Source organism: Idiomarina sp. X4 (assembly GCF_002808045.1).
Lineage (GTDB): Bacteria > Pseudomonadota > Gammaproteobacteria > Enterobacterales > Alteromonadaceae > Idiomarina.
The window spans coordinates 1,781,787-1,797,611 of record NZ_CP025000.1; the positions used below are offsets into that span (position 1 = coordinate 1,781,787).

The following is a 15,825-nucleotide window of genomic DNA, read 5'->3' on the forward strand; positions in this document are numbered from 1 at the left end:
TCAAAGAGCAAGGAACGAGCATAATGAAGCAGTCACAGCGACTTGATCAACTGATTCAGCAATTATCAGATGGCGAATTTCACTCCGGGCAGTCGCTGGGGGAGCAGCTGAGCATTTCCAGAGCGGCGGTGAACCAACATATTCATAAGTTAGAGGAGCTCGGCCTCGAACTGTTTTCGGTTAGCGGTAAAGGTTACAAACTGTCACAACAGCTGGAGTTGCTCGATAAAGAAAAGATAAAGCAGGCCACTGAACATTTTCATGAAGCACCTGATTTTGCGGTTTACTCGGTTGTTGACTCCAGCAATGATGAGCTTAAATTACTGGCGAAAAAGCAGCCTCTGGCCGCCGGCTATTCGGTATTTGCTGAGGCTCAAACGGCAGGTCGGGGGCGGCGGGGTAAACGCTGGATCTCGCCTTTTGGCAGTAATTTATATTTCAGTGTTTATTGGCCGTTGGCAGAGGGCATTCATGGGGCTATGGGTCTGAGCCTGGCGGTAGGTGTTGCCCTGGCCGAATGTTTTGAGTCGTTGGGTATTGAAGGTGTTGGGCTAAAATGGCCGAATGATGTCTATATAAAAGGCAAAAAGGTGTCTGGTATTTTAGTCGACTTAGAAACGCTGGCAGATGGCTCTGCGCATAGCATTATTGGCATAGGTATTAATTTAAAAATGCCTGAACGTGTGGCTGAAAGCATTGATCAGGCATGGACGGATATCAGTAGTGAAGCGCCTGCTTTTATGTCGCGTAACCTGATAGCAGCGCGAGTCCGGGAGTCAGTTCTGGCGTGCCTGTCTGAATATGATTCAGCCGGTCTTAGTGCATTTCAGGCGCGTTGGCGTGCTTACGATCAGTTTCTGGATAAGCCAGTACGCTTAATAATGGGACAACGCGAATGTATAGGAACCTGTCGCGGCATTGATGAAAACGGTGCGTTGTTGGTTCAGGATGAAACGGGCGTGAAACGCTACTTTGGCGGCGAAATTAGTTTACGTTTACAACATTAAGGTCATTAGATGCTACTCATTGATGCGGGTAACACGCGCTGTAAGTTTGCTTGGTGGGATAAGTCCACTGACTCTATTCAAGCCTTAGGTGCGATTGAACATCAACATTGGTTGAATGACTTGAGTCGTTCATTAAAGGACATTTTGCTTGGTGTGATTAACCGTGAGCAAATTAAAAAAACGACAGAAGCCCTAGGTGTCAGTGTGGCGTCCGTACAAGTGGTTGATATGCTTAATCAGTCATTGGCTGAGCTTGGTATTAGTGTACGTTGGCAACGCACTCGGGCGTCGCAGTTGGGCGTAGAGAATGCGTATAAAGACAAGCCGGAGGCCTTAGGCGCTGACCGTTGGTTGGCTCTATTGGGATGTCACAAAGCGGTCAAAGGACATGCTGTTATCATCGATGCGGGGACAGCATTGACGGTGGACTGGCTGACTCGCGAAGGTCAGCATTTAGGTGGTTGGATAGTGCCCGGTCGACAGCTAATGCTCAATGCCCTTGGTCAGGGCACCGCACAGCTGGGGAATGTTCCTGTTGAGCATAGTGCTAAGGCAAAGCTGGAGCCGGGCGTCAGTACCCGTGAGGGAATGTTGGACGGTATTGAAGCAAGTTTAGTAGGTGTTGTGTATGAAGCCGCTAAACTGTCTCCTTCGTTATTCAACGATGAAGCCTTTACCGTAGTTGTGACCGGCGGTGATAGCGAGCAATTGGCCTCTCATTTAAGTGATAGTGTCTGTCGTATTGATGACTTAACGTTTAAGGGTTTGCGACTTTGTGCCGATAACGAACAGTAGTGATTGAATAAGCGAACTGGAGTCAAAAATGGCGTGGCATAAAGCAGCGTTAGTGGCAGCCGCAATAAGTGGTCTTTTATTAACTTTACCAGCGAAGTCTCAAGACATAGAAGCGGTTCAGCTGTATTCTGACGCAGAACTGGTCGAGATGTTTGCCACCAATGAGCACATTACTCAGGTTCGCGATATTGATCGTTGCCAGTTGGCACAAGACATTGAAGCTCAGGCAGAGCTGGAACGTCGACCAACGTATCAATTCTTATACGGTGATATGAAAGCCTGGGGGATTTGCTACGAGCGAGATGCTGAAATTGGCTTGCTGTATATGGAAAAGGCGGCAGAGCAAGGTTTAGTCGAGGCTCTGGAGCAGCTAGGGCGATATTATCATGAGGGGCGGCTGGTACAGCAGGACATTGAACGCGCCATTTTATATTTGCGTGAGGCGGCGTCTCTCGGAAACCTCCGTGCCCAGCAGCGCTTTGCCAGTATCTTACTGAATGGTCATGGCAGTCCGTATGATTACGAAAACGCCTACCATTGGCTGCATAACTCGGTGACCGGCGATACGGCTAAACATCGGGAAATTCAGCAACAATTAGCGCAATTATCAGAGCGCATGCCGCCTTCTGTGGTAGAAGAAGCAAAACGGCCACTGGAATAGTGGCCGCTTACGTTTTTCGTCTCTAATAGACTATGAGAGTCGGCTGCGGAAGTCCTCGTAACTAAACTCTCGTATGCAGTCAAAGCGTCCGTCTTCGCGCAATATACCAATAGCAGGATGCTGTACACCATTAAAAAACGATGTCTTCACCATGGTGTAATGCATCATATCTTCAAATATTAAGCGGTCACCCACAGCCAGTGCTTGATCAAAACTGTACTCACCAATGACATCGCCGGCTAAGCAGCTATTGCCGCCTAAGCGGAAGCTGAAGGCCTTTTCCCCAGGTAGAGCCGCGCCGGTAATTACTGGTCGGTAAGGCATCTCCAGTACGTCAGGCATGTGCGCTGTCGCTGAAATATCAAGCAACGCGATAGAGCCATTGTTCTCGACAATATCCACCACTTCACAAACCAATGGTCCGGTTTGCCAGGCAACCGCAGACCCGGGCTCTAAAATCACCTGAAGGTCGTAAGTTTCGCGCAGCCGCTTAAGTTGGCTTATTAGGTGCTCGACATCATAACCTTTTCGGGTCATTAAGTGACCACCACCTAAATTAAGCCATTTAACCTGCTTAAGTTGTTCACCGAAGCGACTTTCTACCGCTTCCAGTGTACGCTCTAATGCGAAGGAGTCACACTCGCACAAGTTGTGCACGTGTAAGCCCTCAACGCCCGTTAAATCATGTTGGCTTAACTCGCTGGCTCTAATGCCTAGTCGCGAGCCGGGAGCGCTCGGATCGTACAGCTCGGTGTCCGCCTCTTGGTGTTCCGGGTTTATGCGTAAACCAATAGAAACGCCAGCTTCTGCCACTTGATCGCGATAGCGCTGCCACTGGGTCACGCTATTAAACGACAAGTGGTTTACCAGCGGCATTAGCTCATCAATATCGCTTTGTTTATAAGCCGGCGCGTAGGCATGAACTTCACGACCAAATTCATAGGCGGCCAGTTTGGCTTCCCATACCGAGCTTGCCGTGCAGCCTTTTAAGTACTGTTTAATGAGCGGAAACGCTGACCACATAGAGTAGCCTTTCAGCGCAAGAATAATGTCTGCACCACTTTGCTCCTGAACGTATTGCATAAGCTCTAGGTTGCGGTGCAGTAGTTTCTCATCCAGCACGTAACATGGCGACGGAATATCCGGCGATAAATAATGGCTCATCGATGACTCACTTACTTCTCAAATGGCTTGTCGCACTCTTGTACGTGCCATGGTAAACCATATTGGTTCAAACGGTTCATGAATTCATCCGGGTCAAATTGTTCCATGTTCCATACACCGGGCTTCATCCACTCGCCCTGAAGCATGAGGGAAGCTGCTATCATGGCTGGAACACCGGTAGTGTATGACACGGCCTGCGCGCCTACTTCTTTGTTCGTTTCAGCGTGGTCACAGTTGTTGTAGATGAAAATGGTTTTCTCTTGGCCGTCTTTCATACCGGTGACATAAGTACCGATACAAGTTTTGCCGGTGTAACCTTCTGCCAGTGATCCCGGGTTAGGTAATACCGCTTTTAAGAACTCCAGAGGCACAATTTTTTTGCCTTCGAACTCTACCGGGTCAATCGAGGTCATGCCCACGTTTTCCAATACGCGCAGGTGAGTTAGGTATTGGTCGCCAAACGTCATCCAGAAGCGCGCACGCTTAATGGTTGGGAAGTGCTTAACCAGAGACTCCAACTCTTCGTGGAACAGCAGGTAAGACGGACGCACACCAACATTTGGATAGTCTAAGTCTTTACGAACACTGATAGGGTCGGTTTCATGCCACTCACCATTCTCCCAGTATTTGCCGCGCTGAGTAATTTCGCGGATATTAATTTCCGGATTAAAGTTGGTTGCAAAGGCTTGGCCATGATCACCACCGTTGCAGTCAACAATATCTAAGTAATGCACTTCGTCAAAGTAATGTTTAGCCGCGTAAGCGGTAAATACGTTGGTTACACCCGGGTCAAAGCCAGCACCTAAAAGCGCCATTAAGCCTTTTTCTTTAAACTTATCTTGGTACGCCCACTGCCACGAGTACTCGAATTTCGCTTCGTCTTTCGGCTCGTAGTTAGCGGTATCCAAGTAGTGAACGCCAGTTTCTAAACAAGCGTCCATAATTGGTAAATCCTGATAGGGTAGAGCGACATTGATAACCAGCGACGGGTTAATGCCACGAATAAGCTCGGCGACTTCTGCAGCGTCATCAGCATCAACCTGATACACGCCAACAACGCGATCTTTGCCGGCTTTTTCTTGAAGTGCCTGACATTTAGATAAGGTACGGCTGGCTAAGTGTATTTCAGAGAATACTTCCGGCAAGCGCGCACATTTTTGAACAACAACACCGGCGACACCGCCAGCGCCAATAATAAGAACTTTAGACATGAATGCTATCCTTCACAGAAATCGTTAACGGACTTATTTTACGAATAAGATTGTCGCGAAAGATAGCACATTTTTTGAAAATCATCATTGAGAAGCCGAGCTTCTCTTCTCTTTGTTTACATTGAGTTCTTTGTGTAAAAATGCCCACTTCTCAGCTGCTGACTCAATTTTCATCCACGTTGGTGTGCCAGCGCCATGACCGGCTCGAGTCTCGACATTCAACAGCACCGGGTTGTCGCAGCTTTGGTCGGCTTGCAGTGCTGCCGCAAACTTGTAGCTGTGCCAAGGCGCAACCCGGTTATCATTATTAGCAGTGGTGACGAGAGTGGCAGGGTAGCAAGTGCCCGCTTTGGTATTATGAACCGGAGAATATTCGTATAAAGCAGCAAACTCATCGGCATTTTCACTTAATCCGAATTCACTGCCCCAGCCGCGGGCATTGGCGTTGGGTAAGTGGTAACGCAGCATATCCAGTACACCAACCGTAGGAATTGCCGCAGCAAATAATTCTGGGCGTTGAGTCATAGTGGCTCCGACGAGCAAGCCACCATTACTGCGACCATGAATAGCGAGCTTGTCTCTGTTGGTATAGTTGTTTTTAATTAACCATTCGGCCGCGGTGATAAAGTCATCAAACACCGTTTGCTTATTGGCTTTAGTACCTGCTTGATGCCATTGTTCACCAAATTCTCCGCCACCACGCAGGTTAGGTATTGCCAGAACACCACCCATTTCTAACCAGGCAATGCGGTCTGCTTTAAATTCAGGGGTTAAAGAGATATTAAAACCGCCATAGCCATACAATAGTGTTGGGTTGGTGCCATCTAATTCGACACTTTCTGAGTGCACCAGAAACATCGGTATCTCTGTACCGTCTTTGCTCTCATAGATGACTTGATGAGTTTCGTAAGGCTCAAGCTCGGCCGGGAATTCGACCTCCTGCCATAATGTTGTGCGCTGCTGCGCTACTTGGTATCGGTATATTTTTCCAGGTTCAGTAAAGCCTGAAAAATTAAAGAAGGTGTCGTCAGCAGATGGAGAACCGTTAAATCCTGACACCGTGCCTATGCCGGGTAAGGCTAACTCCTGCAATAACTGCCCTTGTTGATTAAAAATACCGACGCGCGAATGGGCGTTTTGTAGGTAGTGCGCGAACAGTTGCCCGTTAACAGCGGACACTGAAGTCAGCGTATGAGTATTTTCAGGAATTATTTCCGACCAGTTGTTATCACCCGTATCGCTCATATCAATGGCGATAACTCGTCCTCTGGGGGCCTGAGCTGTGGTTCGAAAGAGCAGCTTGTTATTGTGGCTCGTTACGTAATCGTACTGCCCGTCCCATTTAGTTAACAGTCCTGTAAAAGGCGCGTCGTCTTCGGATAATGGACGGCTGAACACGGCGTTTGCGTCGTAGCCGGATGAGACATTAATTAATAAATAGCGACCGTCGTGAGTGACTTCCGGGTAAGGATTCCAGCTTGGCTGCTCCGGCAATGCGAAGATGAGCTCATCGTCTTTTTGCGAGCGGCCGATGCGATGAAAGTAGACACTGACCGGCTCTGAGTCATCGTATTTTCCGTTGGCATGTTGTGGATAGCGGCTGTAATAAAAGCCGTTCTCGTTGGGAAGCCAGGCGACGTTAGAGAACTTCACGCCTTCAATACGCTCTGACAAGACGCTTCCCGATTCGATATTTTTGACGCGAATATGATTCCAGTCACTGCCTTTTTCTGAAACCGAGTAGGCGATGTACTTTGCGTTTGGGGAAACCTGTATTCTCGCCAGTGATAAAGTACCGTCTTCGCTGAGTTTATTCGGATTAATTAATATTTCCGGAGCACTGTCTAAGGCGGTCATTGTGTAGAGAATGTCCTGGCTTTGCAGGCCATCGTTTGCAAAATAAAAATACCGGTTTGCGTATTGAAACGGGGTGCCTATTTTTTTGTAATTCCAGAGCTCTGTAAGCCGTTGCTTCAGCTCACTATAAGCAGGCAGTTGCTGCAAAGACGGGGTTGAAAATTTGTTTTGGCGAGTGACCCATTGCTCGACTTCGTTTGAGTTAAGTTTCTCCAGCCAACGATAAGGGTCAGCAACGGTAGTGCCATGATAGTTATCTGTTTGATTAACTGTTTTAGTTTGTGGGAACCCATAAGGCGATTTTTGTTGAGGCTCAGGTTGTGAGCTGCACGCGCCAAGAATAATTGCCCCAGATATAACAGCCAGTAATGCTTTTAGCGATGAGTAACGAGTCATTGCCTTCCCCTTTGTTAAGACTGACTTGATCATAGAAAGTTGTTGAGAAAACAACAAGTCACATTAGACGAGCTGTGCGGTATCTTTACGGAGTTTTACATTGGCCTGTTGTTTTGATGAACAACCTAAGTAACTGGCTAGCTCTTTTAATGACAAAGTGGGCATTGCCAACAGTGTTGTCAGACGGTCAGTAGGGCGCTTATTTTTATAGAATACGGCTAGCGCAAAGTGTGCCGCATCAAATGGTATTCGCTCTTTTAAGTAAGCGCCGACCAGTAGCTGGGCTAAGTGGGGTTGGTTTAAGTCATCCGGAATGCTGGCTTTCGACTCGCTAAGCCATTGGTGTTCAGCGTGTGCCCACTGATGAATATCGCGAATAGAAGCATCGTCGCTGGAGGCTGTTTTGACATAAATGGCGGCAGGGCGCGCGGATACACTGTCGAGACGATGACTGATGCGCCAAGGCACTAAACCATTGGTTTCCCAGAAGCTGGCAACGCCTGGTTCCCAGGCGAAACTAGTACCCAATTTGTCGATAGCGCTGTGTTCGGGGTGTTGCGCAATAAAGTCGAGCAATTGGGAAGCATTGCCCTTATGACGCTCATGTTCGGGCACGGCAATACGGGCAACTCTTAGCCAACGCGCGCTAAGCGCCCAGGGTTGCTGAAGAAAGTAACCAATAGCTTGTGGTAGCAGGTTACCTTTGGGGCGTCGTCTGCCCTCTAAAATATCGGTATGCAGTTCTGTAGCCAGTGGCCCTTCCTGAATAAGCCAGGCGACAGCAATGATTTCCCCGTTTTTACGTGTATAGGCCAGGCGATGTAATGAATCGCTCAATAACAGGTTGAGATCATTTGGACTGCTTTGATAATGCGCATTGAGTAATAACTGAAAACATTGACGCAGAGTGCTTTCATTCATATCAGCGGCGTACTCTAGAAACTGGCCGTCAGCAAGTCCGGGGTCGGGCAAAACGGGTGACTCATCCATAAGAAAACAGTCCGTTAACCACTGCTCTAGCGGGTCGTTTAGTGGCCAGCGCATTGGCGTATTGAGTTGATGACTTTTTATCCGGGGAAACTCTTGTTTTGCCCAATCCTGAAAATGAATTGCAAAGCCCCGGCCACAACCTTCGTAGCCCGACACCGTTGTCGCTAATAACCATGGCGTGAATTTTTCGCAAAGTTGCTCTGTTGCCCACAACGGTATGCCCGCGGCCTCATCAATAATCAGCCACTTTTCTTCTTTACTGGGCTGCTCTAATAACTTGTCCCATGCTTTGAAGGTGATGTTGGGAGCGTGTTTTAGCAAAACCTGTGCGTTCGCTTTTCTGGGAGCCGTTACAACGAAATCGACATTGGGGAACGCATTACTGACCTGACTGAGTACTTTTCCCAACAAGGTGCTTTTTCCTCTGCCGCGCTCAGCGATAATAATGTGAGTGTGTATTGGGTTTTTAGAAAAGGCCTCATCAATCAGTTCTTTTTGTAACGTCTGAAGTTCAACTATGGCGTCATCAAATTCCTTTTGGGAGGTGCTTTTTTGCCGCTTTTGCAATTGATTTTGGGGGAAGTATTTATTGGCGAGATACTGCAGCCGCTCGCGCATGGCTGAAGGCTCATGGGGAAGGTAAATAATGAGTTGTCCGCCACCGATAACAGTGCCGCATAATGCACAAATCGCGTCGGCATTAATGCCGTCGTGGCAATCAAGAAAAACGCTCTCGAACTCATGACCTAAGTAGTCACGATACCGATTGAGTTGCGCGTCGGCGTGTACATCAGTTTGAGAAAGAAGAATGCTTTTAGAAGAGCGAGCCTGGCAGGCTTGCTGCCATTGGCTCGCTGTTTGCAGCAGTTTTAGCTGTCGAAAACCGCCACGACTCATCGATATGACTCCGCCTTTAGAATAGGGAGAATCCAACAAACTTAGTCAGTACTGTGTTGATAAACACAACCGCAAGAATTAACGGAATAAAGGTACTGATTGAAATACGAACATATTTAGCAAGTAACGTATTTCTATAATTTGGATTGCCTTCTGACAGTTCATCTTCAAGCCCTTTACGACGCCAGTGTAGTGTAACAAACAAGCAGATAAGTAAACCGTTTAACGGCAATATGGTGTCGTAAAATACGTCATAAATGACGTCGAATACTGACTTTGGCTGTCCGGCATACGCGGTAAATTCAGTGAACGCAGGTACAAAACCAAACGATGTCGCCGCTATCAATGTGAGTACGGTCACGGCAAAGCCCATAACCAAGAGTGTTTTCTTACGACTGAACTTCGCTTTTTCAATAATCGCTGCGGTTGGTACTTCCAGTATCGATACCAATGACGTTATAGCGGCGATGAACGTTAGCAGGAAGAAAACTGTTGCGGCGATACTGGCGCCAACGTAACCAACAACACCTTCTAAAGCCACAAAGATTTGCGGGAAGAAAGAGAAAATCATACTCACCGAGGAGTCACTTAATGTGTCCGGGTTGGTATTCGGGTTGATGGCGAAGATAGCTGGCAGAGTCATTAAACCAGCGGTAAATGCGACGGCGGTATCGGTCAGGGCGACCAGCTTGCCGGAAGTAACAATGTCATCGCGACGGCTGAAATAAGAGCCGTAGGTAATCAAAATACCCATACCCAATGACAATGAGAAGAACGCTTGAGCAAGCGCACCGTTCACGACAGAACCGTCGATTTTTGAGAAGTCCGGCACTAAGTAAAACTCGACCCCTAATGCGGCGTTGTCTAGCGATAATACAAAAATAACCAGCAATACAAGCATAATGAAAAGCGCTGGCATAAGAAATTTAGCGGCCTTTTCAATGCCTTTCCTGACACCGCCAACAAGAATAACGTTGATAATGACGGTAACTGCGACGAGAAACCCAACAAAGCCGTAGTCGTTGACGAACTGGCCAAAGTACTCAGCGTCAGCCAGCATGGCCAGATTTCCGGTGATTGAATGCCATAAATAACCGAATATCCAGACGGTAATCACCATGTAAAACACGGCAATCATAAAGGGAGTAATGACCGCCAGTAGTCCGGCAATATGCCAGCCCTTGTTGTCAGGAGAAAGTACCTGATAAGAGCCTAGCGGGCTTTTTTGTGCGCGGCGGCCCAGCCCCATTTCTGCCAGCATGACTGGCAGGCAGATAAAGGCAACGAACAAAGCATAAATAATAAGAAAGGCACCGCCACCGTTTTTTGTTGCGGCAACAGGGAAGCCAACTAAGTTTCCGATACCAACGGCAGAGCCTGCCGCGGCAAGTATAAATCCAATTTTAGAGCTGAATTGATCGCGTTGTTCGCTCATTCTGACCTTCTTGTTATCGTTATTATCTTGAGGTGCTTTGTAAGCATCAATTTTTAAATTCCAGCAATCCTAGCAAGGGGTAACGTTAACGGCAAGCAGCGGATGAGTGAATACGTCGTGAATATTGGCAAGTCCGACCTGAGTGCTAAAAAATTTATTAACATCCATTACAAATGCGATATTGGAAAATGTTAAAACTCATGTAACCTTTTTCTAACTCTGTTTTAACACGCTGGTAAATACAGGGAATTCTACTCTCTGGAACAGATTGGCGTCTTTTTACCAGCGTGTTTCCAATTACCAATGCTGCATTTCAAAAAGGCGGGATACACAGCGTCTAAATGGAAAGGCGAGTTGTTGTGCCTGGTACAGTTTTTCAACATCCACTTCCGCGGTTATCAGTAATAGACAGCCCCGATCGTAGCATTCGTCGACGAGCGCGATAAAACGACGAGCTTCATTATCGAGCTTACTGATAAGCTTTGCGTCGTGTTCTCGCTGGTAGGTCTCTTCGACGCCATGCACCAACTCTTTGTCAGGAATGTAGGTAAAGGCCGGAACATTTTGTACGGCAATGGCTTTGTATTTGTCGGCAAGCTCCATGTAGTCACGCTGGCTCCGGGGGCCCGAACACAGGATCATGAAGTCAAAACCGATAACCTCGCTGTTACGCCATAAGCAAGGAATCGTTCGATTCATTATCACGACATTATCGGTTTGCTCTAGCTTGCCAAAGCGACCTTCGGTCAGCGCTTTTAAGTCAGATGGCTGCCCCTGGGTTAGGTAAAGCGGCATATCTGTGCTGTTAATACGGCGATAATCGGTACCAAAACCCAAGTCGATAAGCTCGCATTGACGGTTAAGTAACTCAATGGTCGGTTCAAAGCGATGCCGTGCCAAGCCATCTTTATACAACTCGCCGGGAGGCGCATTTGACGTAGTAATTAACGTCACGCCCGCGGCAAACAAGCTTTCCCATAACCGAGCCAAAATCATGGCATCACCAATATCTTCAACAAAAAACTCATCCAGGCAGATAATAGAGTGCGCCTCGGCCCAGTCACTCGCCACTCGTTGCATCGGATTTTCTTCGCCTTGCAAGTTATTCAGTGCGTCGTGAACCTTCGACATAAAATGGTGGTAGTGCAGTCTGATAAACGATGAATTGGCTGTTGAAAGTGAGCGTAGTTGCTCGGAAAACATGTCCATTAGCATAGTTTTCCCGCGGCCAACGGGACCGTATAAATATAAGCTATTTATGGATGTTGAATCTTTATTGCTAATAGCATCAAGCCGCTGTTGAAGCGCAGCAACGGCGTTTCGTTGAAAACCGTCGTCGTTTAGCTTTCCTGAGTCAATCCAGTGTTGGTAAATTTGCTGCATGGCGTTACTGAGTTGGTGCCAAAAAAAGGGCCGGCTGAGGGAGCCGGCCAAGATCGTTGCTAGTGAACAGCCTAATACATCATGCTGTACAACTTTCTACGGTAGGTTGCTGCGAGCGGATCACCATCGGGCAACGAATTAATAATGTCGAGTGCGTATTTTTTTGCGCCCTCGAAATTGACGTCTTTCGTTAACACGGTAAATACCAGTTGCAGTGCTTCCTCGTCGCGGTGTGCTTCATGAAACTTTAAGGCCAACTGCAACTTTAACGATAAATCATCAGGGTTTTGCTCGACTTGCTCCTGCAAGGCGCGAAGTTCAGGGGAGTCTGCCGCATCTTCGGCTAACTCTAACTTACCCTTAATACGCTGATAATCACTGTCTTGCTCGACCATTGGAATAGCAGCAACTAGCTCTTTTGCCTGATCTAACCGACCGGCGTCTACGGCCGCTTCTGCCAGTAATTTAATGGCTGCCATATCGGTGTTATCAAGATCATAGGCTTGCTTAGCCAGGGTATAAGCTCTGTTCGCATCGCCTTCACCCATGGCTACTTGTGCCTGTTGAATAAGATCGTCTGACGGGCTTGGCAAATGCTTACTCAACATTTCCCGAACTTCGCTTTCGGTTTTAACACCACCAAAACTATCGACTGGTTCACCATTTTTGAAAAGTGCCACGGTCGGGAGACTGCGAATGCCAAATTGCATGGCTAACTCTTGTTGGTCATCGCAATTTATTTTCGCGAGAATAACCTGATCGCTGTATTCGTTTGCCAGTTTTTCCAACACCGGCATGAGCTGTTTGCACGGCTCACACCAGTCAGCCCAAAAATCGATAATAACCAGTTTCTCTTTTGAGCCTTCTAAGAGCACCTGCTGAAAGTTCTGCAGAGTGACATCAATAATGTTGGACTGTTGTGACATTTGCGCCCGTTCTCCTGTGTCTTTTTGTTCGTGTCTTAAAGCAGGATATGTTGACGGTAAACGTCGATTTCAAGGTTAACCGGCAAACCAGGATAAGACTTTGTCTTTTAACTTACTGTACGGTGGGTAACGTAATGCCACATCAAAGCGAAAGCTGCGGGTCATAACGGGTTTTAAATGACTAAAAGTATCAAAGCCCCACTTTCCGTGATAACGCCCCATACCGCTTTGCCCAACGCCGCCAAACGGCAACTTGTCATTGAGCATAAACATCAGGGTGTCGTTGTAGCAAACATTGCCGGCGGACACTCGTTGAGTAAACTGCTTCAGCATTCGTTTATCTTTTGAAAATACATAAAGTGCTAAAGGCTTAGGCTTAGTGTTAATAAACTCAATAGCTTCAGAAGCTGACTTCACGCTCACCACAGGCAGTAGCGGACCAAATATCTCTTCCTGCATGAGGTCGCTTTCGGCAGTTACGCTGTCAATAACGGTAGGGGCGATATAACGCTCGCGTTTATCAAAGTCACCACCAATGACAATATTGGCACCGTCAATCATTCGGGTCAGTCGCTGCCAGTGCTGCTCGTGAATAATACGACCATAGTCATTCGATTGCTGTGGATCATCCCCGTAAAATTGCGCAATTTGCTCGCGCAATGCGTCAATCAATCGGTCTTTTACTGACTCTTCAATCAGCAAGTAGTCTGGCGCTATGCAGGTTTGTCCAGCATTCAGAAACTTCCCCCAAACAATGCGGCGAGCTGTTACCGTAATATCGGCGTCGCTCAACACTACTGCGGGGCTCTTTCCGCCAAGCTCAAGTGTCACAGGTGTCAGATTTTTAGCTGCTGCAGCCATAATGGCTTTGGCTGCTTGCGGACCGCCGGTGTAAAAAATATGGTCAAACGGCAATTCGGTTAGCTCTTGAGAGACTTCAACACCACCAGTAACGACTTTAAAGGCGGCGCTGTCCAGGTAATTAACCAAATGCTTTTCGAAAACGTCGGCGGTTGCCTGGGCATGCTCAGACGGCTTTATTACTGCGCAGTTACCTGCAGCAACGGCCGCAATAACCGGCGCTAATGTCAATTGTACCGGGTAGTTCCAGGCTCCCAATACTAAAACCGTGCCTAAGGGGTCTGGCACTATCACGCTTTTGGCCGGCCAGGCCAGCATTGGATTACTTACTTTACGTGGTTTCATCCAGCCACGTAAAGCGTTAATAGTATGTTTAATATCAGTTTTCAGGAAGTGAATTTCAGTAAGTTGTGATTCGCTGGGACATTTACCTAAGTCTTGTTGCAGCGCTTCCAGCAAGTCCTTTTCGTGATCCTCTAAAAAGTGGGAGAGCTGTTTTAGTTGTTGCTGACGCCAAGACAGCGGACGTGTAAGTCCGCTGTCGAAGGTGTGTTGAAGTTGCTCTAACGTTTTACGATGAGGGTTCATTCAAGTCCGCCGAGGGTTACGGTTTTTAACTCTAAGTATTCATCAATACCGTATTTTGACCCTTCACGTCCAATACCGGACTCTTTAATGCCGCCAAATGGGTTGTAAGCATGCGAAATACCGCCGGTATTAACGCCTACCATGCCGTATTCAAGTGCTTCACTCACTCGGAAAATGCGAGAGGTGTCTTTCGCCGCAAAGTACGACGCCAGCCCAAATGGCGTGTCATTGGCTTTCTTAATGCCTTCTTCTTCCGTTTCGAAGGTATTAATGGCAACGACAGGACCAAAGATTTCTTCTTTGGTGATGTCCATATCGTCAGTAACGCCTGAAACCACTGTTGGTGCGTAGAATAAATCACCCAATTCGGTCATGACTGAACCGCCAGCTTCAATCGTTGCGCCATCTGATTTCGCTGACAGCACCAGACGCTGAACCTTGTCGACAGCATCTTGGTCAATTAGAGGTCCTAAGTCGACGCCTTCTTCAGTCCCCGGACCAACTTTTAATGCTTTTACCTTGCTGACAATAGCCTGAGTGAATTTTTCAGCAACCTTTTCCTGCACCAAGACTCGGTTGGCGGAAACGCAGGTTTGTCCGCCATTACGGAATTTACAGGCAATAAGCTGCTCGGCAGCCTGCTCAATGTCGGCATCGTCAAACACCAGGAACGGAGCATTACCGCCCAGCTCCAGCGATACTTTGGATACGTGCTCTGAGCATTGTTGCATGAGAATCTTACCAACGCCGGTAGAGCCGGTGAACGACAACTTACGAACCTGTGATGAGGTTGCAAGGCGCTTACCTACGGTTTTGGCATCGGTGGTTGGAATAATATTAATAACACCGTCCGGAATGCCCACTTCACTGGCGAGTTGCGCCAAAGCTAAGCTGGAAAGGGGAGTTAACTGCGGTGGCTTAACAACTATGGTGCAGCCAGCGGCTAACGCAGGTGCAATTTTGCGAGTGATCATCGCATTCGGGAAGTTCCACGGGGTAATGGCTGCGCAGACGCCAACCGGTTCTTTGGTCACTAATACGCGTTTGCTGCTGTCGGTTAGCGGTAGAATATCACCGTTAATGCGTTCGGCCTCGCCGGCAAACCAGTCGACAAAGCTGGCGCCGTACTCTACCTCACCAACCGCCTCTGGAACCGGCTTGCCTTGTTCGGCGCTCATTAATTCGCCCAATGCCTGCTTGTTGTCCATCATGGACTGATACCACTTGCGTAATAGCACAGCACGCTCGCGAGCGGTTTTCTTACGCCATTTAGCCAGTGCCGTCTCGGCGACGTTAATGGCGCGTTGCGTAAGCTCGTCATCGGCATCGGCAACTTCGGCCAAAACCTCACCTGTTGCCGGGTTAGTCACACTGAAACGTTTGTCTGTGGGTACCCAGTGACCTTCGATGAAACAATCGCTTTTAGTAAGTGATGACATGGAATGTGCTGACATATAGCCTCCAACTGAATAAGTTTATCTATACTAATGTAGGCAATAAATGCACAAATGGTTCAACTTTTTCAATGATTTCAGACTATATTTTGGTTTTTGTCGAAAAAGTATCCAGTTACATTGCTTTTATCGCACAAATGCGTATAATCCGCAGCTCCTTCAAGGAACACCGCATTACTGATGAGGCAGCGGTCACCCTT

At 47.7% G+C, this 15,825-nt stretch carries 12 protein-coding genes; 3 read left to right on the forward strand and 9 right to left on the reverse strand.

Annotated features, from left to right (window positions below):
- Positions 1 to 23: 23 nt before the first annotated feature.
- Genes birA through CWC33_RS08525 form a run of 3 tightly spaced genes read left to right on the forward strand, consistent with a single transcriptional unit; the run spans position 24 to position 2,463 of the window.
- The gene (gene birA, locus CWC33_RS08515) at positions 24 to 1,007 is read left to right on the forward strand and encodes a bifunctional biotin--[acetyl-CoA-carboxylase] ligase/biotin operon repressor BirA (RefSeq protein ID WP_100691591.1); all 984 of its coding nucleotides are present in this window, start codon (positions 24 to 26) and stop codon (positions 1,005 to 1,007) included.
- A 9-nt stretch (positions 1,008 to 1,016) separates the two neighbouring features.
- Entirely contained in the window at positions 1,017 to 1,802 is a 786-nt protein-coding gene (locus CWC33_RS08520) for a type III pantothenate kinase (RefSeq protein WP_100691592.1), read from the forward strand.
- Between the two features lie 28 nt (positions 1,803 to 1,830).
- Positions 1,831 to 2,463 (forward strand): tetratricopeptide repeat protein, encoded by a 633-nt coding sequence (locus CWC33_RS08525; RefSeq protein ID WP_100691593.1) that lies wholly within the window; start codon positions 1,831 to 1,833, stop codon positions 2,461 to 2,463.
- Between the two features lie 30 nt (positions 2,464 to 2,493).
- Here CWC33_RS08525 and nspC read toward each other — a convergent pair whose 3' ends face one another.
- From nspC to CWC33_RS08570, 9 genes are all read right to left on the reverse strand, one after another.
- Complete coding sequence (gene nspC, locus CWC33_RS08530) at positions 2,494 to 3,627, reverse strand: carboxynorspermidine decarboxylase (RefSeq protein WP_100691594.1); 1,134 nt, start codon at positions 3,625 to 3,627, stop codon at positions 2,494 to 2,496.
- 11 nt (positions 3,628 to 3,638) lie between these two features.
- Positions 3,639 to 4,838: a saccharopine dehydrogenase family protein gene (locus CWC33_RS08535; RefSeq protein WP_100691595.1), complete on the reverse strand. Its 1,200-nt coding sequence runs from the start codon at positions 4,836 to 4,838 to the stop codon at positions 3,639 to 3,641.
- Between the two features lie 84 nt (positions 4,839 to 4,922).
- Positions 4,923 to 7,091: a prolyl oligopeptidase family serine peptidase gene (locus CWC33_RS08540; RefSeq protein ID WP_100691596.1), complete on the reverse strand. Its 2,169-nt coding sequence runs from the start codon at positions 7,089 to 7,091 to the stop codon at positions 4,923 to 4,925.
- A 63-nt stretch (positions 7,092 to 7,154) separates the two neighbouring features.
- Positions 7,155 to 8,978, reverse strand: a complete 1,824-nt coding sequence (locus tag CWC33_RS08545) for a GNAT family N-acetyltransferase (RefSeq protein WP_100691597.1) — start codon at positions 8,976 to 8,978, stop codon at positions 7,155 to 7,157.
- Between the two features lie 16 nt (positions 8,979 to 8,994).
- A complete protein-coding gene (locus tag CWC33_RS08550) occupies positions 8,995 to 10,413 on the reverse strand; it encodes a sodium-dependent transporter (protein WP_100691598.1) in 1,419 nt (472 codons plus the stop codon).
- Positions 10,414 to 10,710: 297 nt separating this feature from the next.
- The gene (gene zapE, locus CWC33_RS08555; RefSeq protein WP_232709780.1) at positions 10,711 to 11,796 is read right to left on the reverse strand and encodes a cell division protein ZapE; all 1,086 of its coding nucleotides are present in this window, start codon (positions 11,794 to 11,796) and stop codon (positions 10,711 to 10,713) included.
- Positions 11,797 to 11,867: 71 nt separating this feature from the next.
- Entirely contained in the window at positions 11,868 to 12,722 is an 855-nt protein-coding gene (trxA, locus tag CWC33_RS08560; protein ID WP_100691599.1) for a thioredoxin, read from the reverse strand.
- Positions 12,723 to 12,797: 75 nt separating this feature from the next.
- Positions 12,798 to 14,171, reverse strand: a complete 1,374-nt coding sequence (locus tag CWC33_RS08565) for an aldehyde dehydrogenase family protein (RefSeq protein WP_100691600.1) — start codon at positions 14,169 to 14,171, stop codon at positions 12,798 to 12,800.
- Positions 14,168 to 15,610, reverse strand: a complete 1,443-nt coding sequence (locus CWC33_RS08570; protein ID WP_100692313.1) for an NAD-dependent succinate-semialdehyde dehydrogenase — start codon at positions 15,608 to 15,610, stop codon at positions 14,168 to 14,170. Before CWC33_RS08570 ends, CWC33_RS08565 begins: the two co-directional genes overlap by 4 nt.
- Positions 15,611 to 15,825: the final 215 nt, after the last annotated feature.